We start from the raw sequence: 21,605 nt of genomic DNA on the forward strand, positions 1-21,605 counted from the left end.
CCATCACTCCCTGGCTCCGGGAGCCGCCAGAGAGAGTGCGAGGACGAGGTCGTCATCGCGCAGCAGCAGCGGGATCGTCTCGCCGATCAGCAGCCGCAGCAGCACACCGCGGCCAGCGCCCGTCGTGGCGTGATCGGTGTCGGGGTTGCCGAGCATCGCCCGCAGCAACGCATGCCACGACCCGGACGGGATATCCAGCAGCACGCGAACTTGCTTGTCACGGCGCAATGCTTCGAACGCTGTCGCACGTGAGCCGGCTTTGATGAGAGCCCCGCACACGTGCTCGACCCCAGAGCGCGCGGTCTCTGGTGTCCAGCCGAGCATGGCGAGGAACGCGATTGCGTCTTCCGCAGCCGACATCGCCAACTGCGTCGCACTGTCCGATTCCTCTTCGCCGGTTGGGGCGTACTTGCCGAGTTCGATGCTGTCGATGATCCGAAACGCCGGATGGTAGTCCGTCAGCGGGTTCTCCCGATCGCTGAACCGCTCGGGATCGTGGAAGGAAGAGATGTGGGGGCGGCGGGCTTGGTGGACGGAGCAGAGGAGTCCTTGGGCGCGTTCTTCGAAGATGCAGGTGATCCGCACCGCATGCGTGATCACACCCCACGGATTCTCCGCCGTGCGTGCCGCCCTGGTGCGCATGACATCGAACGCCGCCGATGCCGCTTCCCACGGGTCCAGGCCGTGCTTACTGGCGAGGGGTGCATACTTCTCGGCGGCATACGCCATGAGTTCCGCAACGACCGGATCGTGCTCCCACGCACCAGGGCCTGCTTCATGGAGTCGGACGAGGAGGGTGCGGAGGCCTTCGCCGGTGCGGAAGTCCTCGGGCCGATCCGGCATCGCGGTCGCTGTTCTGGTGGTCATGGTCGGACACCTCCTCTTCCGCAGTCAGGTGCACAACCTGTACCTAGTGGAGCTGGTGTCAGTGCCTTCGTGTCCATCGCTTCTCACCGGCCTAGCTCTTCCCGACCGAACCACGAGTGACCGGCTCACGCGACGAGCTGCGGCGGCCGAACGCGGACAGCGGCGGCAGTTGACCGATTCGCTTTCCGATCTTGGTTGAGGCGTTTGCGATCCCTGTGCGGGTTTGGCGGGCGAGGTTGGCGTGGAAGTCGATGCCGCGCCGGGCCACGGTGGCTGAGTGGCGGGCCATGAGATCGGTGGGGCGTACCCAATCGACTCCTCGTGCCCGATGCTGCTCCTGCGCGAGCTGCATGGCCTGCTGACGGGTTGCTTCGGCCTCGATCGCATCCGGGGTCAGATCCTCGGCGGGGTTCTTGGTCGGCTCGTTTCGCTTGATGGCCGACGTGTGCTCGGTGGTCATCGAGCGGTCGTCGTTCCAGGGGTTCTCGTTGTTCATCGTGTTCTCTCTTCCTCCACCCACACGGGCGAATCGTTTTCGGTTTCTTCTTCTGGGGGTTCTTGCTCGTCTTTACGTTCTGGGTGGGTGAACCAGCGGCCCACGGTTGAGGGATGCACCCCGAGCTGCCGAGCGATGCGCTTGTTCGACCACCCCGACAACCGCAGCTCCGCCGCATACTCACGACGATCAGGCATCTCCGGGGCGGGCTCGATCACGGAGAAGGAGAGAGGAACAGCGTCGGGACTGTTCGACGGTTCCGGCTCGGCCTGATCGGCTTCGATTGCCGGTTCGGATTGCGGGGAGCGGGTGAGGATCACGGTCAGATGCGTGATCGCCAGCAGCACCACCGGCGGCACCGCAGCCACAGACGCAGCAAGTATTGGGGGCACGTCGGTGTCCGCGGTTAGGATCGCGTGGATCGCATTCGCCGTCACCGACACCGCCGCACCACCAATCAGCAGCGCCCACGGATACCACGCAGCCCGGAGCCCCGCGAGGGCGACGACGGCGACGGTCGCGACGACGATGATGCCGTCCACGATCAGAGGCCATGCCCACGCCTGCCCGACCCCGATCCCGGAGCGACGGGCGAGGTCAGCGAGGGCGGTGTAAGACAGCCAGAACGCGCCGGACGCGATGAACACCGTTCCTGCCACCGCGGTGCGCACCGCCCACCGCCGCGTATTCACGACAACCCCCGACCCGCTGGACGTGAGGCTGCATGCCGCGGGCGGGCGAAACCATCAGACCGTGACGTGCTGGATGTTCTCGGCGGTGGGTGGACGGCGCGGTAGGCCGACCGCACGGTCGTGGTGACTTCCCGCTCGCTCAGCCCGGCGTGTCCGGCGGCCGCGGTGAGCACGTCGAGCGCATCAGACGGTGCGACCCCGTTTTCAGCGAGGCGGCAGGCGGCCCAGAACAGGCCGCGGTTGCGTTCGCCTTCGCCGCGGGTGGCGACCCACGCTGCGATGCGCGACACATCCCGATCACGTACCGCACCCGATGGGGAGATCCCACGCGACACCGGCCGCGATGTTGGTCTGGGGTCGAGGAAGTCACGCAGCCCGCCCGAGTCGATGGTGGATGCGGGGCCGGTGTTGATCTGTCGCAGCGCATACGGCACAGAGGCTCCGTGGATGACGACGGAGGAGGGCGGGATGATGATGTACCCGCCGTCACCGCGGAAGTCGATCCCCGCCCGAGCCGCCTGCCACGAAGGTTGCGCCGTGTCCGGTGTGGCTGGGTAGTAGGCGTGCAGGCCACCCGACGGGCTCGTGACGGTGAACATCCACCCATCGATGAGCCCGGCACGGTGTGCGCGGTTCATCGCTTCGAATCCGTTGACCGAGCCGTGAACATCGACATCGACGACCACGACCCCGGAAGAGGCGCCGGTGGGGAGGCCGACGTTCGCTCCTGGATGCTGCCGCCACCACGCATCCACCAAGGCCGGGTCGGTGCTGGCGTCGTAGAAGCCGTGCTCGGTCAGCGGACGCTTCGCCCCCGACACACACGGAAACACCGGCACCCCGGCCGTGGCGAACTCGCGAGCAGCAGCCGAGACCGGCCAGCGCCCATTCAGCCGCAACAACACCTCCGAGAACGCATCGTGAGTAGCCATCACAGCCCCCGCCCCACCGTTGCCGCAGCCCGCACGGGCTCACTACGCTCCGACACTGGCTTCACCGGCCGGGCCGCCGCACGTTGCGGCTTCTCCTGCTGCGCAGCGTCGCGTTCCAGACCTGGTGGGGTGCCGTCGGCGACCACCACTGTGTCGAGCTGATCGAGAATCCCGAGCGCGGCCTTGCGGACGCGTTCGCCGGTGGCCTTCACCACCTCAACAGGCTCCTTCCCATCGACACGGGCGGCCCAGGTCGAGACGTACGGGATCGTGTACCCGCTGGTGTCCATCCCGTGCGCCGCACCCACCATGAGGGCGACGGATTCCGCCTCGACCTCACCGATCCCGCGATGGTGCCGAGCGTCCTCGTCATCGGGGTTGTGCAGCAGCACGTGCCCGAGTTCGTGCGCGAGGGTTTTTACTTGGGCAGCGGGGTCCATGTTCTCCCGCACCGCCACCGACTTGGCATCCCAGTCGGTCATGCCGTTGGCGCCGTGGATCATACCCTCATGCGGCACCCGCAGCACACGGAACCCCGCAGCGACGACCTGCGCCGACAGGCCCTCCCAGAGCCCGGTTGGTGCTTCACCTTCGAGGAGTTTCGGTGCCGGAGGTTCCGGTATCGGATCGCCATCGGTTTGGGAGGCATCCCAGACGTACGCAGGGCGGGCGGCGATCATCCGGGATCGCACCACCTCACCCGGACGAGGCTTCTCACCCCGCTCCAACCGCCGCCACGAATCCGCAACTGCCGGCGTCGCCGAAGCGAACCGGCCCGTGACAGGGGCGAAAATCTGCAACCCCGGCTGGCCCTTCTGAACTTGGCGGCCGAGCTGCTGCCACTGCCGATACCCAGCCACCAACGACGGAAACGGCTCAGGCACCCGCCCCGCCGAGTAGTTCGCTTCGTGTTGGAACCAGATCAGCAGCGTGTTGTTGAAGCTCCGTGACCTGAACCTGGCCGCGAACGCTAGAGCGCGCCCCCAGTCCTTACCGGAGACCAGCGTCTCGACGGCACCGGTCAGGCGCTCGTGGAGTTCGTCGAGCTTCGCATCCCGTGCCGCTCGGATTTCCTCTTTCGTCGCCATCATCGGACCTCCTTTCGGCGAGGCCCATGACATGACAGCCGAGAGCCCTTGCGACCATGAGGTGCGCCGGGACGTGCGCGAGCACTGGCAGGAACGAAACGAGGTGCGTGACCGCCAGGGATCTGACCAGACCCGACGAGTTCGATCTGGTCTATCTCCTGGCTCGCAGCGATGTCGAGCCTTTGGGGCCTGTCCGGGTCACGTGATGAGTAACGCGGTTCATACGACGAGTTCGAGTGGGCCTCACGCCCGTCGAGCGCGAGGGAACTCGCCGCTACGCAGTTTCGCTGCGGGTCGCGGGCAGACGATGTCGGTAGCGTGTCGGCGTTACTCCGAATCGTCGTGAGAACCATGCGGAGGCGACACGCGGATCGGCCCAGCCGACGGCTTGTGACGCTTGATGAACTGAGAGATCAGTCTCATCAATCAGGCGGCTGAACTCGGTCAAGCGAACTTCGGTAAGAAATCGCATTGGGCTGGCCCCCATGTGCGTCGAGAACAGCCGTGTTAAGTGCGTACGAGACAGCGCGAGTTCTTGGGCCAGTGAAGTAACAGTCCACGGCTCGCCCATGCGCTCCCGAAGCAGCCGCGCAGCCCGCCCGACGTGCCCAATCATTGCCGGATCTGCCTGCCGCCTCGAAGCCGGCACTTGATTCCGGGTGGGCACGTGGAGAGAGCGGCTGTCTTCGGTAAGGAAGACCGGTGCGACTGTGCCAACCCACCTCGCTAGAAGCTCGATTGTGCGAATCGATGTCTCTTCGGGCGATGAACACGTATCTGGAAGCATGCTCAGCTGTCGCCAGATCGGTTCCAGCCGCCGAAAGGACTCGATTCCTGGGGTAAGTACAAGGGAGTTGCCGTCCCAGTCATCAGGATGCACGCCTCGACGAACGCGCTGCCGTGACCGCAAGAGCCAGCGCATCTGCGCCCTAATGAAGGGTTCGTCCGCATAGATCACCCACAACCGTGATGGCGACAGTGGCAACAGTTGATGCCGCTTGTGCGAGCCGAGCGCCACCGCTGACCCGGGCGCCAAGCGCTGTATCGCCACATCCGTACAAAGATCGATCTTTCCGGACAGTACGTGGATGAGCGTGACGACCGGAAACGTCAACTCCTGCGTCGGGACGCAGCGCAGTATCTCGATCGCTGACATGAGCCCGAACTGTTCTCCGGGCGACGCGTCTATCGCAGGGTCGCTCGCCTCACGAAGTCTGCTCTCGCCGGCCGGTTCGGCGGACACGTCCCATCCGCTTCCTCAGCCCAATTGGTGGCGTGGGCTGGCCGGACTCGTTGTAACAGCGAGAAGGAGATTGCGCGTATGTCCATGATCCGACGACCGAGAGGCTGCCGGTTCACAGAGCAGGTCGATGCGCGAGCAAAGGTGATATCGGCCTGCTCGACGTCGAACACATATGGTGTGGTCGCCACTATGCATGGGACTCTCTGGATCTGATCGCGATGCCGATCGTGGTTACCGTGGCCACGATGGCACCGAGGACCGCGGAGAGAGTTTGGGCGTTCGGCGTCACTGCGACGAGTGCAAAGACGAGTGGCTGGGCGAAGCCGATATAGGAGAGCGAGTAGAACGCGGCGTTGAGCCGTGCGCGATCTTTCGGGTGACCGATCTCCTCCATGCGACGAAGACCTGCGACGAGCACTAAGCCGTATGCGGCGCCGAGGGCGATAGCGCTGGGGAGCATCAGGACGGTGAGCCGAGCCGCGAAGGTTCCTGCGGCCAGGAGCATCCCTAGAGCGGCGATTCCCATTCCTAGAGGGAAGGCTCGTCCGGCCCTCCCACGCTCGATGCGTTGCGCCAAAGGCTGGATGAGTGCTCCGGTGCCCATGGTGAGTCCCGTGATGATCCCCGCTGTGGCGGCCTCGAATCCTTGGACATGGATGACCGACGGGATCACGGCGAAGCTCATCGTCGCAGCGCTAAAGACCCACGGTGCCGTGAGCGGAATGGTCCAGAGGAAGGGCCGTGTCGTGATCGCGCTCCAGAAACTCGCTCGGCGTCTCGATACGAGTTCTGTGGCGGAGACCTCAGCCTGCTCGACGAGTTCTTCGTTGTCGAGGGAAGTATCTGGGGCCCGCCACAGCAGCGCAGCCGCGATGGCCGAGATGAGCAGATGGAGGGCGTAGGGCAGGACTTCCGGCAGGGGTGCCCATTGCGCGACGAGTCCTGCTGCGAGCGGGCCGCCACCAAATCCGACGGAGAGCGCGACCGCCACCCGCTTCGGAGCAGCGGAGCGGTCATCCGCAGACAGGTCGGTTACCCATGCCGTGCCTGGACCGAGAACCGCGCCAGCGGCCGCACCGGAGAAGAACCTGCCCAGAAGGAGAAGCCAGGCCTCCTGCGAGCCGAGGCACAGCACGATAGAGGCGACAGCGGACAGGATGACCGCAACCCGGACCGGCCACCGTCGGTCAACTCGGTCCGCGATCTCGGCGGCGACGAAGAGCACCGGGATGAGACCCACGATGTAGGTAGCGAACGCGAGGGCGATGAACGAGTCCGGCAGGCCGGCGGTCTCCCGGTACACCGGTAGCAGAGCAGCGAACTGGTTCGCTCCCCACCCCACGACGGTGATACCGGTCGCGACGCGTGCCCAACCAGGCAATCGAGTTCCCATGTACTCTCCTAAGTAACCGTTCTATCGGTTACTATAGTTGCATGGCTACCGACCTTCGAACCAGCACGGCACTGCGGAAGCTTCGTTTCGACGGTGGTTCCCTCGTTCTCAATCTCACCGCAACCGTCGGGCGGCGGGGCGCTGGCGAAGAGCATCGCGTCGAGCGCCTCGACGGCGAGGGGGCCCTGGAACAGTGGCTCGTCGGTGTAGGTATCGAGGTCGATGCGAGCGTGGATCGGGGAGCGCTGCTGACGGAGTTGCGTGAGCTTCGCGAGGATGCCTGGGAAGTGCTGTCTGGGGTCGTACACGAGCGACCCGTGTCATCGTTCGCCGTGCAGCGGATAGAGCGGTGGGCCAGCGCCGATGTTCCCCCGCCCCGCTTGGCGAACACATTGCATGGACCGCAAGCTCGGATGGTGGCACTCAGCCAAAGCGCGATGTGCGCCCGCGCGGCTCGGGACCTGCTGGACATCCTCGCAAGCCCTGACGTGCGTCATCGACTCCGGGAGTGCGCGAGCGAGGAATGCCGCATGATCTACGTGCTCCCGTCCGGTTCGAGAGAGCGTCGCTGGTGCTCAATGAGCCAGTGCGGTAACCGAGCGAAAGCCGCCGCGCACCGCGCACGTTCGCGCCAACCGAGAGAGCACACCGCCGACGTTGACGTGACGGACGATCGCTCGATCAAGGAATTGGGAAGATGACTTCACCCGGCTTGCATGTTGCGAATCCGGACGGCTTCTGGCTTGACGACCTCGCAGTCGGAATGCGGTTCCATTCGCCAGTTGTGCTCCTGCGCGAGGAAGACATCATTGCCTTCGCCGAACAGTTTGACCCGCAGACATTCCATCTCTCTGTCACGGCGGCCCGAGACAGCTTCTTCGCAGGACTCGCTGCGAGCGGATGGCATACTGCTGCGTTGTCGATGAAACTGCTCGCGCAGGCTTTGCCCTTGGCTACAGGAATCATCGGCAAAGGCGTGGAGATCGAGTGGCCAAGCCCGACACGACCGAATGACGAACTCGGGGTTGTTGCCCGAATCGACACGATCACGCCGTCGAAGAGCCGGCCCGGTCGCGGATCGATCACCGTGGGCTACCAAACTCTGAACCAGAACGGCGACATCCGGCAGCGCGCGCGAATCACGCTCATAGGCTGGAGACGCGACGTTGGAGCTCAGGCCGCAGCACCGGGTGCTGAGAGCGGCGAAAAGGCGATCAAACGCGGAGAAAGTCGCTGAGTCGTACCTGGTCTGGCATTGCGACTACAGGCTGATGCCGGCAATGCCGGCAAGTACGATCACGGCGCCGATCAGACGCCGGGCGAGGTGTCCTTCGCCGAAGAGACGCCAGGCGAGGAGCGCGCCGATCACGATGGATGCCTCCCGCAGTGGCGCGACGAGTGCCACGGGTGAGGTTTGCATTGCGGTCAGCACAAGGATGTACGCGAGCGGGGACAGCACGGCGACCGCGGCGATAGGCGCGCGATTGACGCGGAGGGTGTTCGCGAACGCTGTGCGGCGTCTGATGATGGCTGGGGCCAGGAATGCGACCTGGACGACGAGCGTGCCGGCGTAGTAGCTGACGGGTGCGAGCCCGATGGAGCCGATCGCGAACGCGTCCCACAGCGTGTAGGCGGCGATCGTGGCTCCGGTGGTAGTACCCCATGCGATGCCGCGGAGGGGGCGGTTGCCCGTTCTCTGGAAGGGGTTGCCCGTGACGACGAGGATGCCTGCGAGGATGACGAGCGCTCCGATGATCGCCAGTGCCGTGGGGCGTTCTCCGAGCAGGAAGATAGCGATCACGATGGTGAGCAGCGGTCCGACGCCGCGAGCGATCGGGTAGACGACTCCGAGGTCGGCTCGGTCGTAGCCCGCCTGCAGGGTGAGCGAGTACGTCAGGTGCAGGGCGGCGGACACGGCCGCAGCGGCGACCAGGGTCCAGGTGATCGGTTGCGAACCGGTGGCGGCGGCACCGATCGCGAGAGGGAGACACAGGATCGCGGAAGCGGTCGTGTAGGCGCCCACGAACAGCAGCGTGTCGCCCTTCTTGTACTTCGATACGAGGTTCCAGCCAGCGTGGGCGACTGCGGCGATGAGGACGATCGCAACGGTGACTGGTGGCATCAGGTGATGTCGGGCAGGTCGATCCCGGCCCGCTCGGCGCGCGAGACACGGTCGGGATCGCGCAGTGCCAGTGCTGCCGCGAGAGCGTCGACGACGACAAGCTGCGCCAGACGGCTCCCGGCAGCAGCCATCTGCGTCGTCAGCGGCGCGCCGCCCACGACGAGTGCGACGGCGGAGACATCGGTGAGTGGTGTGCCGTACTGGTTGGTGATGGCGATGACGGTCGCGTCGGCGGTCGCGGCGGCGTCGGCGATCGCGACGGTCATGTCGGTGCGACCGGTCGAGCTGACGGCGACGACGACGTCGCCGGGGTCGAGCAGGCGTGCCGCGATCATCGCGGACTCGTGATCGACGACGCCCGATGTCCGCACGCCCAGCGACCGCAGCCGGAACACGACATCGGCCGCGACCGTCGCCGATGGGCCCGCACCATAGGCGAGGAGCTGCCCCGCGCCACAAATCGCGGAGACCGCTTGGTCGAGAGCGTCCGGGTCGATCGCGCCGCTGAGGGCGGTGAGCGCGTCGATCCCTGTGCGCGCTGTCGTGTCGATGATCGTGCGTGTCGAATCGGTGCTCGTGAGCGTGTGTGGCGGGGCGAAGAACTCCGCTGTTCCGCGAGCGCGGGCGATCTCCAGCTTCAGTTCGGCGAAGCCTGAGAAACCGATTGCGCGGGCGGCACGGACCACGCTCGGCGCCGAGACCCCTGCTCGCTCGGCGACTTGCGCCGTCGTGCTCCTTCCCACGAACAACGGGTCCTCCAGCACGAGGTCGACAACCTTTGCCTCGCTTGCCACCAGCCCCGCACTCCGCGCCTGAACCGTTCCGAGCCAGCGGCGCAGCGGATCCTCGGCGGCAGAAACGGAGTTACTTGATGATCTTGCCATAGGTAATAGCGTAACATTGGGGCATGGTGACAGAGCAGCAACCGAGTTCTTTCAGGGAGCGCAAGCGCGTTGGAGTCGTGGGCCCGGGAGCCATAGGGACGACGGTGTCCGCACTGCTCCATGAGGCAGGCAACACACCGACGCTCTACGGTCGCACGCCGCGAACAGAGCTCACCCTGATCGACGGCGACCGCCGGATCGTCGTTCCCGGCCCCGTGCGCACCGATCCTGCTGCGCAGCCTGAGAAGGCGGATGTGCTCTTCTTGGCGGTCAAGGCCACCCAGACCGCGGCGGCAGCCCCCTGGCTGCGTGCTTTGTGCGCCCCCGGGACCGTGGTCTGCGTGTTGCAGAACGGCGTCGAGCAGATCGCTGCCGTTCGACCCCATGTTCCTGAGGGAGTAGAGGTCGTCCCCGCGGTCGTCTGGTTCCCGGCGCAGTCGCAGGAAGACGGCACCATCCTCCTGCGGGGCGAGCCCTGGCTGACGCTTCCCGCATCACCGGAGGCGGAGCGCATCGCGGATGTCCTGCGCGACACGCGCTGCCAGGTCGAACTCGCGGGCGACTTCACCGCTCTCGCCTGGCGCAAGCTTCTCCAGAATGCCGCTGCCGGGCTGATGGCGCTCACCGGTCGGCGTGCCGGCGTGTTCACCCGCCCTGACTTCGCGGATCTCACTCTCGACTATCTGAAAGAGTGCCTGGCCGTTTCGCATGCGGAAGGAGTAACCCTGAGCGATGACGTGCCCGCTGCCATCCTGGCCCGCTTCCAGGCCTTCCCGGCTGATATGAGCACGTCGATCCTCACCGACCGAGAAGCCGGCCGGCCGCTCGAATGGGGTATCCGCAACGGCGTCATCTCGCGTCTCGCGCGCAGACACGACATCCACACGCCGATCAGCGACGCCATCACTGCGCTCCTCGCCGCCACAAGCGACGGCCCCGGATGACCCGGGACGCTGCTGCTCCGGCTCAGCGTCCGGAGAGATTACTGAGCGACTGGGACCGAGCGGCGAGGAGCTCCTCGTAGGTGTCGTCGTGCTCAGCCCAGCGGAGGGGCTTGGCGCGCTCGACGACGATCTCCTTCGGAGTCGGGTTCTGGGTGAGCAGCCCGATGATCTCGTCGAGGAAGTCGCCCATAGGCAGAGCATTCGGGTTGAGCTTCTCCTGGCCGGCGTTAGCGACGGCCGGCGGGATCAGCTCGGTCACAGCGATACCAGTTCCAGCGAGGTGCGCGCGTAGCGATTCGGTGTACGAGTGCACGGCCGCCTTCGAGGCGCCGTACGTCGCCATGAGCGGGAACGGCAGGAAGCCGATGCCCGAGGAAACGGTGATGATGTCACCGGCGCCACGGCCGAGCAGGTGCGGGGTGAACGCATCGATCACGCGGATCGTGCCGAGCAGGTTCACCGAGATCGTGGTCTCGGCCTGGGCGATGTGGTCCGGGTCGCGCAGGTCCTCAGTGAGCATGACCCCCGACATCGTCACGACGACGTCGAGCTCGGGGTGCTTCGCCAGCACCTCATCGCGCGCCTGAGCGACCGACGCCGCATCGGTGACGTCGATGCGCACCGTCTCGACGCCGTCGACCTGCTCGATGTTGCGCCCGCCGACAACGACCGTGCTGCCCGCGTCAACGAATCGCTGGGCGAGGGCACGTCCGATTCCCGTGGTACCTCCGACGATCAGGACGGTACGTCCGCTGATATCCATGTGCTTCCTCACTTGTCCGTCTCCGACTATGGGCCGGATGGTCTCCCCGGCTCGATCGCCGGCATGCATCCATGCTCGGCCGATGGTCGAAGCCGAGGAAGGACCCCGCTGATCCGCGTCCTGACAGGGCACCTTTCGATCGGTGGGGAATGGCTACCGTTGATCGCATGGACGGCAACAACGACAACCGGCTCGGGGAGTACCTGAGCGCACGCCGTGCGCTGGTCACTCCCGAGCAGGCGGGCATCCCTGCTGGATCGGGGCGCAGAGTCCCCGGTCTTCGGCGTGAGGAGGTTGCGCTCCTCGCCGGTATTAGCGCTGACTACTACTTCAGGCTCGAACGTGGCCGCGACAAGAACCCCTCGCGCCAGGTACTGGAATCGCTCGCCCGGGTGCTGCGCCTCGACGAGATCGAAGCCGACCACCTGATGAGCCTCGGCGGCCCGCGCCCCCGTGTCCGCCGCGCGAAAGCCTCCGGGCGCGCTGAGCGGGTGCCTGCCCGGCTGCGCGACATGCTCGCAGCGCTGAACATGCCCGCGTTCATCGAGAACCGCTACTTCGACGTCCTCGCTGCCAATCCGTTCGCGATCGCCTTCAACCCCCGCCTGGAGCCAGGGAACAACCGACTGCGCTCGTTGATGCTGGACCCCGCCGAGCGCGACTTCCACGAGGACTGGGAGACGGCCGTCGACGATTTCATCGCTGCTTTCCGTCGTTCTCTCGGCGACGAGACCGATGACCCGCGCGCCATCGAACTCGTCGGCGAGCTCTCGCTCGCCAGCGCACGTTTCCGCACACTGTGGGCTCGGCATGATATCCGGCAGCTCGCGGGTGGCACCGCGGTTGTCAATCATCCGAGTCTCGGCGCGCTGCGCCTCCACCGCGAGAAGATGCCGATCGACGACCTTGTCCTTGTCGTCTACTACCCGGCTGAGCACAGCGCAGACGCCGAGAAACTTGACCTGCTCGCATCCCTCACCGCTGAGTAGGAGCGCGGGCCTTGGGAACCGACAGTGCTCAGTTCAGGCAGATCTCTCTCCTGTAATGGCTGGTATCTCGCGGGTCGCACGCGGTCGGATCCCGCCTGTATCGCGCCGTCCAATCGCTCAGTTCGCCGACGTCCCCGAATGGCAGTGCACGCTCGGCTGCCCCTCACAGCGAAGCAGGGTTTGAAGAGCTATCGACGCCTGTCGCGGTGCTACGCCGTTGCCAAGCGCAGCAAGCTGCTGTGCACTGGTCAGGCCGAGGTGCGGAGCGGTGACCCATCCATCGGGTAGCCCCATAAGCCATTCCACGAAATCGGGTGCAGGACGCCAGACGCCAGCTTGGTTCAGAATCGCCGGGGATGGCGCTGGCCGTCCGATGATGCGTTCCCATCGGGAAATGGCGGGGGCGTAACGTCCCCAGCGTCGAAGAACTCCTCGATCAGCGCGAACGTTGTGTCCGATATCGGGTGCCGACCACGCCGGGTCATCAGGTCGATCACCTGATGGCTGAGAGCGATCGTCCCGCGGCGCGCTTTCACCTGATCTAGCGTCTCCCCACCCCTGGCCGAGTCCGAGGCCAGAGGGGTTCGGAACAGCGCGTCGCGCGAGGACGAAGATGCGAAACCGTGGATGCGGCGCGCCGACGAGGGAAGCGGGTATGCCGAGCCACCGCGCGTCATACCGGAGGTCGGCCAGGTCTCCGAGTACGGCACCAAGCGCCCGTAGAGGTCGGGCTGGCTGGTCTCCCAGACCCCACGGGTCGGGTTCGAGGTCGCGAAGGGCTGCGGTGGCATCGGTGCCGGTTGCGTCGTTGGGGTTGCGTGCATCGGGGGATGCTCCTTGCTGGGTGGGGCGGATCGCTTTGGTAGAGAGCAGGCCGCGGACATTCTCGATCACGACGAACTGTGGTTGCAGGATCTCGATCGCTGTCGCCATCTGCGCCCACAAGCCGGAGCGAGTGCCAGGTGCGAGGCCAGCACGCTTGCCTACCGTGCTCACGTCCTGACAAGGAAAACCTCCGCAGAGAATGTCCACCGATGGCACGTCATGCCAGTTGATCGATGTGATGTCGCCGAGGTTGGGGGCGTCTGTCCAGTGGTGGGCGAAGACGCGGGCGACGGGTTCATTGATCTCGGAAAACCAGACCGTCTCAGCACCAAAGACGTGTTCGACCGCGAGATCGAGACCCCCGTACCCGGAGAACAGCGAACCGACACGCATCAGCCGGTCCGGGTTGGTCGCCTGCTCCTCGTGCAGCGTGGCTCCGCCTGGTCGATGACCTTGGCCGGGCTCCACGTCGGAGTTCTGTCGCCGTTCAGGTCACCTGCCAGGTGCGCTCACGCCGCCGCCTCCGCTGGCGCGGATCACCTCCCGAGAGCCACGATTCGGACTCCTGCTTCCGACCCTCGTTTTGAGCTGCCACACGTCTTTCAGAAGAGGCGCGCCGCCCCGCGAGCGCCGCGATCGCTGGCGGTCATCGGACGCTCACCTCTTGTCCAGAAGGAGGTGCCGGGTGACGGTCTCGATGCGTGTCATGTCCGCCGGCGACGGTTACAAATACCTCCTGCGATCCGTCGCTGCCGGTGATGGCGATCGTTCCCTCTCGACGCCGTTGACGCGGTATTACGCTGAGGCCGGGAACCCGCCCGGTCACTGGCTCGGCGCCGGACTCTCGACGCTTGGGAACGGGGAGCTCACCGACGGTGCCCAGGTGAGTGAGGCGCAGCTTCAGCTTCTGATCGGGATGGGCCACGACCCCATCACGAAGGCTCCGTTGGGGCGGGCGTATCAGCAGTTCGCGTCGGTCACCGAGCGCATCGAAGCCCGAACCAACGCCTTGCCTACTGATCTGGGGCCGTCCACACGGGCGGAGCAGATCGTCCAGATCGAAGCCGAAGAGGCCGAGCGTGGCACGCGGCGTGCGGTGGCGGGGTTTGATTACACGTTCAGCGTGCCGAAGTCCGTCTCAACGCTCTGGGCTGTCGCCGATGCGGGCACGCAGGCGCTGATCGCAGACGCTCATCACGCGGCGGTTGCGGAGTTGGTTGCGTTTATGGAGCGTGAGGTTGCATCGACCAGGGTGGGCGCAACCGGACCCGACGGAGCGGTTGCACACGTCGATGTCGCAGGCGTCGCCGCCGCAGCGTTTGATCACTACGACTCGCGGGCTGGTGATCCGCAGTTGCATACCCATGTCGTGGTGAGCAACAAGGTCTTCACTGTGCAGGACGGGAAGTGGCGGACGCTGGCAGGGCGGCCGATGCATCAGGCGGTGGTGGCGATCTCGGAGATGTACAACGCGGTCCTCGCCGACCAGCTCACCCGCGTCCTCGGCCTGACCTGGGAAGCCCGAGACCGCGGACGCGACCGGAGCCCCGGGTGGGAGATCACAGGAGTTCCGCAAGAGCTGATGGACGAGTTCTCCACCCGAACCCGACACATTGAGGCGGAGAAGGAACGCCTCATCGCCGAGTACGTCGCCCAGCACGGCAAGCAACCCACCGCCAGGACCGTCCTGAAGCTCCGAGCCCAAGCAACTCTTGCCACTCGCCCCGAGAAAGAGATCCACTCTCTGGCCGAGCTCACCGCCGATTGGCGTGACCGCGCGGGGCGGGTCCTCGGACAGGATGCAACCGCCTGGGCTCGTGCTCTCACCGCGAATCCGCCCGTGCTGGTGCTGCGTGCCGACGATGTACCGCTCGATCTGATCGGCGAGATCGGGCAGGCGGTGATGGAGACGGTCGGTGAGAAGCGTTCGACGTGGCAGCGGTGGAATCTGCACGCGGAGGCGTCTCGGCAGTTGATGGGGTGGCGGTTCGCCTCGATGCAGGATCGGGAGGCGATCACCGGCATGGTCGCCGACGCCGCTGAACAAGCTTCTCTGCGGTTGTCGCCGCTGGATCTGGCGTCGAGTCCGGTGCTGTTTCGGCGGGCGGATGGGTCGAGCAGGTTTAGGCCAGCGCACGCCAACGTTTACTCATCAAAAACTATCCTCGAAGCAGAAGACCGCCTCTTGGAACGCTCCCGCGCCACCACTGCACCGACTGTGGCGTTGGAGACGGTGGAGAAGATCACCAACCGGCCTGATCGGCAGGGGAGGATGCTCAGCGATGACCAGGCCGCGGCGCTCACCGCTGTCGCCGTCTCCGGCCGCCAGATTGACGTTCTCGTCGGCGCTGCTGGGGCGGGGAAGACCACCGCCATGTCCGCGCTACGGCAAGCATGGGAGGCCGAACACGGCAGGGGTTCTGTCGTCGGCCTCGCACCCTCCGCTGTCGCTGCTGCGGTGCTGGCCGAAGACCTCGGGATCACAACGGAGAACACGGCGAAGTGGTGGAGCAACCACACCCTCCACGGCACCACCTTCACCGCCGGGCAGCTCGTCATCGTGGACGAAGCCTCACTCGCCGGAACGATCTCCCTCGATCGCATCACGCACGCCGCGGATCAGGCGGGGGCGAAGGTGCTGCTGGTCGGCGATTACGCGCAGCTCCAATCCGTTGATGCCGGTGGCGCGTTCAGCCTCCTGGTCTCTGATCGTGACGATGCGCCCGAGTTGGTCGATATTCACCGGTTCACGAACGAGTGGGAGAAGACCGCCTCGCTGTCCTTGCGTCACGGCCGCACCGAGATCATCGACACCTACCTCACCCACCAGCGCATCCACGACGGAGACACCGACACCTCGACCGATGCCGCCTATGCCGCGTGGCGTGCCGACACCCAGGCAGGCCGTGCGTCGATCCTGATCGCAGAGACGAACGAGAATGTCACTGCCCTGAACAACCGGGCTCGCGCCGACCTCATCATCGACGGCACCATCACCCCGATAAAGGAGATCGAGCTGCACGACGGCAGCACTGCCTCAGCCGGAGACACGATCATCACCCGCCGCAATGACCGGCGCCTGCGGAACCGGCACACTTGGGTTCGCAACGGCGACCGGTGGCAGATCACCAACGTCCGTGACGACGGCTCCATCACCATCCGACCCCACGGTAAGCGGTTCGGCGGAGCGATCATCCTGCCCGCCGCCTACGTCTCAGAATTCGTTGATCTTGGTTACGCTGTCACCGCTCATAGGGCGCAAGGCGTCACCACCGACACCGCCCACACCGTGGTGACGGTGACGACGACGCGGGAGAACTTCTACGTCGCCATGACCCGCGGACGCCACGCCAACCACGCCTACGTCGTCACCGACCAGCCCGACCACGACCATCACCACCCGCACCCCAGCGACAACACCGACGCCACCGCGAGGTCCGTGCTCTACGGAGTCCTGCAACACGTCGGAGCCGAACCCTCCGCCCACGAAGCCATCACCGCCGAGCAGGAGCGGTGGGGGTCGATCGCGCAGCTCGCAGCCGAGTACGAAACCATCGCCCAAGCAGCACAACACGACCGCTGGGCGAGGCTCATGCGCACATCCGGCCTCAGCGACGAGCAGGTCGACGACATCGTGAACTCCGACGCTTACGGTGCGCTCTCCGCTGAACTTCGCCGCGCCGAAGCCAACCACCACGACGTTGACGCTCTGCTTCCGCGCCTCGTCAACGCCAGGCCGCTCGGCGACGCCGATGACCTCGCATCCGTCCTCCACCACCGGATCGAACGAGCCAGCGCGCGGCCTGCTGGGTCTGGCCGAGTCCGTAAGGCTCCACGGTTGATCGCCGGCCTCATCCCCGAAGCAAACGGTCAGATGGCTCCGGAGATGCGGCAGGCCCTCGACGAGCGACGCGATCTCATCGAGACCAGAGCAGATGCGATTCTCGACGCTGCCTTCCACGGCAGACAGCCGTGGGTGCGAGCGCTCGGGCCGATCCCGAAAGATCCACGCGCTGAGAGAGTGTGGAGGCAGCAGGCCAGAGTGGTTGCCGCCTACCGCGACCGATACGCCATCACCACTGCGACACCACTCGGCACAGTCTCTGCTGAGTCGGTGGCGCAGAGGATCGACCAGGCGCGTGCACAAGCTGCACTCGCGCAGGCACAATGCATCACAAAGCCGAAGCCGGAACGTGGGCGTCGGACGACCGAGCGCGAGAGCACAGGCCGCACGCTCTGATCGGCGGGGCCTTCCGGCTGTCCGGGGTCCGTCGTAGAGTGGAAGGCGAGGCGGCCTCTAAATATGCGCTGTCGCTCGTCGCGACAGTATGGCTCCACCTTCGCGGGTGAGTCCTTCAAGGTTCTTGTCGCCGAGACCACGACAGGACTCCGCCATGCTCCGACTCCTCTGGACCCTCAGCGTCCATACCCGCACCTACTTGCGCCGCTACATGCCAACCAGCCGGCTCCTCGACGCGATCCGCACCCGGCGCGGCCTCAAGTGGGGCATCCCTGCGATGCTCCTCGCCATCCCATACCTCCTCGCCGCAGCCGTGTGCCGCGAACTCATCGAAGACGGTGGCCCCGGATGGCTCCACCTCCTGGTCATCCTGTTCATCTGGAACGCGATGAAGCTGACCATCATTGGGCCGGTCAGCCTGATCCTCCTGATCCGTGCCCGCATCCAAGAGGCTGCCGCCCGACGGAGCGGGTCTCAGATCGATCGTGTGGAGACGCATGAATCCGTCGAGTTCCACTCGTGACCGTGCGCTCGCAGCCGTCAGCCCCCTGCTCGGAACCGAGGATTGTCTTCTTTGGGAGCGGTCAATACCTTCGCGTCGCGTGAAGGTATTGACGCTGGCGGGCCGGGATCTACCCGCGATCACCAAACGTTTCGCGCAAGAGATCAGCGGTGCCCGGCGCATCGATGGAGAGACTGTCAAGGACATCCCCGTAGTTGGTCTCGCCGCCCCACACCGCTGTGATAGCGGCGACGATCCTGCCGAGGGCGTCCGGGTGGTCCTGAAACAGACCGGTGAGGAAGCCGTCGGGATGCTGCGCTTCCACATCCCACGAGCTCAACCGGTCGGCGGGGAAGTCGCGGAGGTTGTGGGTGACGATCACTTGAGCGCCAGCGTGGATTGCAGCGGCCAGGACATGCCGGTCGTCGGCATCGGGAAGATCGAGCTGGTCGATCAGGTGCTCGTAGCCGGTGACCGTTACGTCACGGATCGCCTCATTCATCAGGCGGCGAGTGCGATCCAGTCGCGTGGGGTCGAGGTCAGAGCGGTTCACGCGCAGGTTTCGGAACACCTCATCGAGAATCTGCTCCGTCCACTTCGGCCGCACCAGGCCTGCGAGCCCTGCCCGGATCAGTACATCCCGCAGGGTGGAGGGGTAGAGCACGTTGGCGTCGTAGACGACGACCTGCATCAGGCGAATCCGAGCTCGCGGGTCTCCGCGGTCAGCGCGTCAGCAGCAGACTGGCGGCGCTCGTCGTCTTCACGCAGGTAGCGGATCAGCGACGCCGCCTTGACACGACGGTGCGTACCTACCGTGCGGTACTCGATCTGTCCGTCGTCGAGCAGCCCAATCAGGAACGGTCGCGATACACGCAGCGCATCGGCAGCTTGCTGGGTCGTCAGCTCTGCCTGCGAGGGAAGAACGGTCACGCCCTCGCCGTGCGCAAAGCTGTCGAGTACCTGCGCCAGTGCGGCCAGCGCAGACCGGGGCACCTCCACATCGCCGACCTGCCCAGCCAGATGCAATCGCACCGGACCCTCAGCGCCGAGCACTGCGTCGAGCCCGCGCAGAGCAGATACCGCCAGCTCAGTGTCGGCCGGCTCAGGAACCAGCGTCGCGATGTCGCTCATCAGCCCATCCTCCTAATCGAAACAATCGAAGCAGTCGCAATAAGTGTACCCGAGGCGGCCTGGAAGAGGTGGCGTTCGGCCCGCCCACAGGGAAGACGAGCGGCTCGTCGCCCCAGGATGGTGTGGGGAGAAGGCAAAGGTGAACAGTTTTGGGCACTCGGCACGACACGCGGTTTGCTTTGATGCGTAATTTACTACCTCCGGGTGTACTCTCGTCATATGAGTGAACGAGATGACCTGGTAGGCGCGCTGGATCGTGCTGGTGTGCTGGCGGGCATCCGCTGGGCCTTCCTGTCGGCTGCGGACCGTGTGCTGGAAGACTATTCGGAGGCCGCGGGCCACGACGCGACGTGGGTCGGCGTGACTCGGTTCACTCTCTTCCGCGATCGCCTCGATCGCGTGTTTTCATGCCGCCGCTACGCCGTCGCGGAAGGAACGGACGGGCAGACGAGCCTCGACCTTCTCCACGCGGAACTGACCGAGCGCGACATCACGACCCTTCCCGCACTTGATCCTGAGCTCGTTGGGCGCGCTGATCTCAGCGGAAGTCCTGGTTGGTCGCACGAGGGAACTCGTTGGCTCCTCGCCTCGTCTGCGTTCGGCAAACTTGATGAGGTGCCGTGGCCGCAAAAGAGCACCACGAAGCAGCGCGTCGCGCAGCAGCCGACGGACGAACCTGACCCGCCGACGTTGTTCGACCACTTCACAAGCGACGAACAGGCTGGCCTGGCAACCCTGATGGCTGGCTCGAAGCTCGACCTGCACACCCTGGTCGTAGGGCACTCCCTGGATGCCGAGCGCGGCGGTCGCGAACTTGTTATCGGCCAGCCTCGCCTGAACTCCGGGGGTGGCTCCGCCTGGTACTGGAAGCACGACCTTCTGCAGACACCTCCGGCGGATGGTGGACGCCTGCGTCCGAGCGCGCCCATGCCTGTCAGTCCCGACACGACGCCTGACGCCCCGGTCAAGCTCCGCCGTCCGGCGGCTGAGCAGCCAAACCACGGACAGGTTGGTCAGTGAACAGAACCGACCGGACAGCGACCGCAGCAGCCTTCTTCGACGGTGCGCGCCTGACCATGGCGCGTCACCTGGCAGGGCTTCGCAAGAGCGATCTTGCGGCACTGATCAAGAAAAGCCCAACCGCAGTATCGGCATGGGAGACAGGCGCAAAAACGCCGACTCCCTCCACCGTCGCCCAGCTCGCTCTTGGACTCTCAGTCGATCCAGGGTTCTTCGCCGCACGCCCGAATGATGTCGCCAAGGCCAGCGCCCTCCCACACTTCCGGTCGCTGCGATCAACGAGCCAGCTCGCACGCGACCAAGCCTTCGCCTACGGACAGATCGCCCTCGACATCGCCGAATCCCTAGAGCGTCACGTCGAGCTACCAGACGTCGACCTGCCATCCATGCCTGTCGAACTGGATGACCTTGAAGGCGACGGTCCCGAGCGGGCCGCGCAGGAGCTACGCGATGCATGGGCGCTCGGTACAGGACCAGCCGGGCACCTGGTGCGCGCCTTGGAGAACCACGGAGTCCTCGTTGTCTTCAGCCCGAACCAGACTGCCTCAGTAGACGCCTACTCCTTCGACAGCCACCTGCGTCCGGTAGTGATCCTCAACCCCGTGAAGCGCGACTACTACCGACAGCGTTTCGACGTCGCCCACGAGCTGGGCCACCTCATTATGCACAGCGACGCAGAACCCGGCGGACGAATCGTTGAGGAACAGGCTCACAGGTTCGCCTCAGAGCTGCTGATGCCAGAAGCCGAGATAGCCGACCTGTTACCAACGGCAATGAACCGGAGCGCTTGGGTCACCCTCGCCAAACTCAAAGAACAGTGGGGAGTGAGCATCCAGGCGCTCCTCTACCGGGCACGGCGCCTCGGACGACTCGGCGACGTCTCCTATCGCAATGCGATGGTCACCCTGTCCACGCGAGGCTGGCGACGCAACGAACCCGGCCTCATCACGGCTATCGAACAGCCATCCCTGCTGCCACGAGCGATCGAGCTACTTGAAAACGAAGGCATCGAAGAACTCAGCCTCATCGAGCAATGCCGTGTACCGGCAGAACTCTTCCGCCTCGTCACAGCACGCACCCCTCATGCCCCAGAACCGGATCAGGCTGATGCTGACCACTCGCTACCCGAGAGCAAGAAAGTTGTATCTCTGCTGCCGCGACTGAGCGCGCGCGCCGAGAACGAGAACGAGAACGATGCACAAGACTCCCAACTCACACAAGGAGAGACCCATGACTGAACCGAACAAGCGCGTCGTCCAGCGCCGAGACGACGGGAACTGGGAAGTACGCAAACCCGGCTCCGACCGAGCGAGCGCCGTCACCCCCACACAGGCTGAGGGCATCAATCGAGCTCGTGACATCCTCCGCAACGACGGCGGGGGCGAACTGCAGGTGCGCTCACTCAAGGGCACTATCCGCGAGCAGGACACGATCCCTCGTGGGAACGACCCACGCTCGTCCAAGGGCTGAGGGA

22 protein-coding genes are annotated in these 21,605 nt (G+C 65.4%); 9 read left to right on the plus strand and 13 right to left on the minus strand.

The annotated features are described in order from the left end of the window. Nucleotides 1-3: 3 nt before the first annotated feature. The 7 genes from RR49_RS08715 to RR49_RS08740 form a co-directional block, all read right to left on the minus strand. On the minus strand, nt 4-843 hold the full coding sequence (locus RR49_RS08715; protein ID WP_245610972.1) for a hypothetical protein: 840 nt from the start codon (nt 841-843) through the stop codon (nt 4-6). Nucleotides 844-958: 115 nt separating this feature from the next. Continuing rightward, entirely contained in the window at nt 959-1,363 is a 405-nt protein-coding gene (locus tag RR49_RS08720) for a hypothetical protein (RefSeq protein ID WP_048809052.1), read from the minus strand. Beyond that, entirely contained in the window at nt 1,360-2,034 is a 675-nt protein-coding gene (locus RR49_RS08725) for a DUF2637 domain-containing protein (protein ID WP_045247688.1), read from the minus strand. The genes RR49_RS08720 and RR49_RS08725 overlap by 4 nt, the downstream gene beginning before the upstream one ends. 17 nt (nt 2,035-2,051) lie before the next feature. Then, on the minus strand, nt 2,052-2,990 hold the full coding sequence (locus RR49_RS08730) for a bifunctional DNA primase/polymerase (RefSeq protein ID WP_045247689.1): 939 nt from the start codon (nt 2,988-2,990) through the stop codon (nt 2,052-2,054). Then, complete coding sequence (locus RR49_RS08735) at nt 2,987-4,075, minus strand: ArdC-like ssDNA-binding domain-containing protein (RefSeq protein WP_425411864.1); 1,089 nt, start codon at nt 4,073-4,075, stop codon at nt 2,987-2,989. Before RR49_RS08735 ends, RR49_RS08730 begins: the two co-directional genes overlap by 4 nt. Nucleotides 4,076-4,349: 274 nt before the next feature. Continuing rightward, the gene (locus tag RR49_RS15435) at nt 4,350-5,318 is read right to left on the minus strand and encodes a helix-turn-helix domain-containing protein (RefSeq protein ID WP_084603851.1); all 969 of its coding nucleotides are present in this window, start codon (nt 5,316-5,318) and stop codon (nt 4,350-4,352) included. A 187-nt stretch (nt 5,319-5,505) separates the two neighbouring features. Next, nucleotides 5,506-6,711: an MFS transporter gene (locus RR49_RS08740; RefSeq protein WP_045247691.1), complete on the minus strand. Its 1,206-nt coding sequence runs from the start codon at nt 6,709-6,711 to the stop codon at nt 5,506-5,508. Between the two features lie 41 nt (nt 6,712-6,752). Between RR49_RS08740 and RR49_RS15440 the strand changes: the two genes are divergently transcribed. Together RR49_RS15440 and RR49_RS15445 are read left to right on the plus strand one after the other, a co-directional pair. Then, complete coding sequence (locus RR49_RS15440) at nt 6,753-7,412, plus strand: CGNR zinc finger domain-containing protein (protein WP_084603852.1); 660 nt, start codon at nt 6,753-6,755, stop codon at nt 7,410-7,412. Next, nucleotides 7,409-7,948 carry a MaoC/PaaZ C-terminal domain-containing protein gene (locus RR49_RS15445; RefSeq protein ID WP_048809056.1) on the plus strand — a complete coding sequence of 180 codons (540 nt, stop codon included), beginning with the start codon at nt 7,409-7,411 and terminating at the stop codon, nt 7,946-7,948. Before RR49_RS15440 ends, RR49_RS15445 begins: the two co-directional genes overlap by 4 nt. A 24-nt stretch (nt 7,949-7,972) precedes the next feature. On the opposite strand, the gene RR49_RS08750 is transcribed toward RR49_RS15445, so the two are convergent. After that, nucleotides 7,973-8,833: an EamA family transporter gene (locus RR49_RS08750; RefSeq protein ID WP_045247693.1), complete on the minus strand. Its 861-nt coding sequence runs from the start codon at nt 8,831-8,833 to the stop codon at nt 7,973-7,975. Next, nucleotides 8,833-9,717: a MurR/RpiR family transcriptional regulator gene (locus RR49_RS08755; protein WP_045247694.1), complete on the minus strand. Its 885-nt coding sequence runs from the start codon at nt 9,715-9,717 to the stop codon at nt 8,833-8,835. Before RR49_RS08755 ends, RR49_RS08750 begins: the two co-directional genes overlap by 1 nt. Before the next feature lie 23 nt (nt 9,718-9,740). On the opposite strand from RR49_RS08755, the gene RR49_RS08760 reads away from it, so the two are divergent. Then, nucleotides 9,741-10,661, plus strand: a complete 921-nt coding sequence (locus tag RR49_RS08760) for an oxidoreductase (protein WP_045247695.1) — start codon at nt 9,741-9,743, stop codon at nt 10,659-10,661. Between the two features lie 22 nt (nt 10,662-10,683). On the opposite strand, the gene RR49_RS08765 is transcribed toward RR49_RS08760, so the two are convergent. Beyond that, nucleotides 10,684-11,424 carry an SDR family oxidoreductase gene (locus RR49_RS08765; protein ID WP_045247696.1) on the minus strand — a complete coding sequence of 247 codons (741 nt, stop codon included), beginning with the start codon at nt 11,422-11,424 and terminating at the stop codon, nt 10,684-10,686. Between the two features lie 167 nt (nt 11,425-11,591). On the opposite strand from RR49_RS08765, the gene RR49_RS08770 reads away from it, so the two are divergent. Next, nucleotides 11,592-12,413 (plus strand): helix-turn-helix transcriptional regulator, encoded by an 822-nt coding sequence (locus RR49_RS08770; protein ID WP_045247697.1) that lies wholly within the window; start codon nt 11,592-11,594, stop codon nt 12,411-12,413. A 117-nt stretch (nt 12,414-12,530) separates the two neighbouring features. Here the strand turns inward: RR49_RS08770 and RR49_RS15450 are convergent, their stop codons facing one another. Continuing rightward, nucleotides 12,531-13,706: a DNA cytosine methyltransferase gene (locus RR49_RS15450; protein ID WP_245610973.1), complete on the minus strand. Its 1,176-nt coding sequence runs from the start codon at nt 13,704-13,706 to the stop codon at nt 12,531-12,533. 229 nt (nt 13,707-13,935) lie between these two features. Here RR49_RS15450 and mobF point away from each other — a divergent pair, with 229 nt between their 5' ends. Continuing rightward, nucleotides 13,936-17,478, plus strand: a complete 3,543-nt coding sequence (gene mobF / locus RR49_RS08780) for a MobF family relaxase (protein WP_045247720.1) — start codon at nt 13,936-13,938, stop codon at nt 17,476-17,478. 154 nt (nt 17,479-17,632) lie between these two features. After that, nucleotides 17,633-18,001 carry a hypothetical protein gene (locus tag RR49_RS08785; RefSeq protein WP_045247699.1) on the plus strand — a complete coding sequence of 123 codons (369 nt, stop codon included), beginning with the start codon at nt 17,633-17,635 and terminating at the stop codon, nt 17,999-18,001. A 109-nt stretch (nt 18,002-18,110) separates the two neighbouring features. Here the strand turns inward: RR49_RS08785 and RR49_RS08790 are convergent, their stop codons facing one another. Together RR49_RS08790 and RR49_RS08795 are read right to left on the minus strand one after the other, a co-directional pair. Beyond that, complete coding sequence (locus RR49_RS08790) at nt 18,111-18,671, minus strand: PIN domain-containing protein (protein WP_045247700.1); 561 nt, start codon at nt 18,669-18,671, stop codon at nt 18,111-18,113. Then, complete coding sequence (locus RR49_RS08795; protein WP_045247701.1) at nt 18,671-19,111, minus strand: helix-turn-helix domain-containing protein; 441 nt, start codon at nt 19,109-19,111, stop codon at nt 18,671-18,673. The genes RR49_RS08790 and RR49_RS08795 overlap by 1 nt, the downstream gene beginning before the upstream one ends. 219 nt (nt 19,112-19,330) lie before the next feature. On the opposite strand from RR49_RS08795, the gene RR49_RS08800 reads away from it, so the two are divergent. The 3 genes from RR49_RS08800 to RR49_RS08805 are packed head-to-tail and all read left to right on the plus strand — an operon-like array spanning nt 19,331 to nt 21,601. Continuing rightward, nucleotides 19,331-20,131: a hypothetical protein gene (locus RR49_RS08800; RefSeq protein ID WP_045247702.1), complete on the plus strand. Its 801-nt coding sequence runs from the start codon at nt 19,331-19,333 to the stop codon at nt 20,129-20,131. Further along, entirely contained in the window at nt 20,128-21,369 is a 1,242-nt protein-coding gene (locus tag RR49_RS15455) for a helix-turn-helix domain-containing protein (RefSeq protein ID WP_048809061.1), read from the plus strand. Before RR49_RS08800 ends, RR49_RS15455 begins: the two co-directional genes overlap by 4 nt. Beyond that, the gene (locus RR49_RS08805; RefSeq protein WP_045247703.1) at nt 21,362-21,601 is read left to right on the plus strand and encodes a DUF2188 domain-containing protein; all 240 of its coding nucleotides are present in this window, start codon (nt 21,362-21,364) and stop codon (nt 21,599-21,601) included. The genes RR49_RS15455 and RR49_RS08805 overlap by 8 nt, the downstream gene beginning before the upstream one ends. Nucleotides 21,602-21,605 lie beyond the last annotated feature (4 nt).

Origin of the sequence: Microbacterium ginsengisoli, from assembly GCF_000956535.1 — a bacterium.
GTDB lineage: Bacteria > Actinomycetota > Actinomycetes > Actinomycetales > Microbacteriaceae > Microbacterium > Microbacterium ginsengisoli.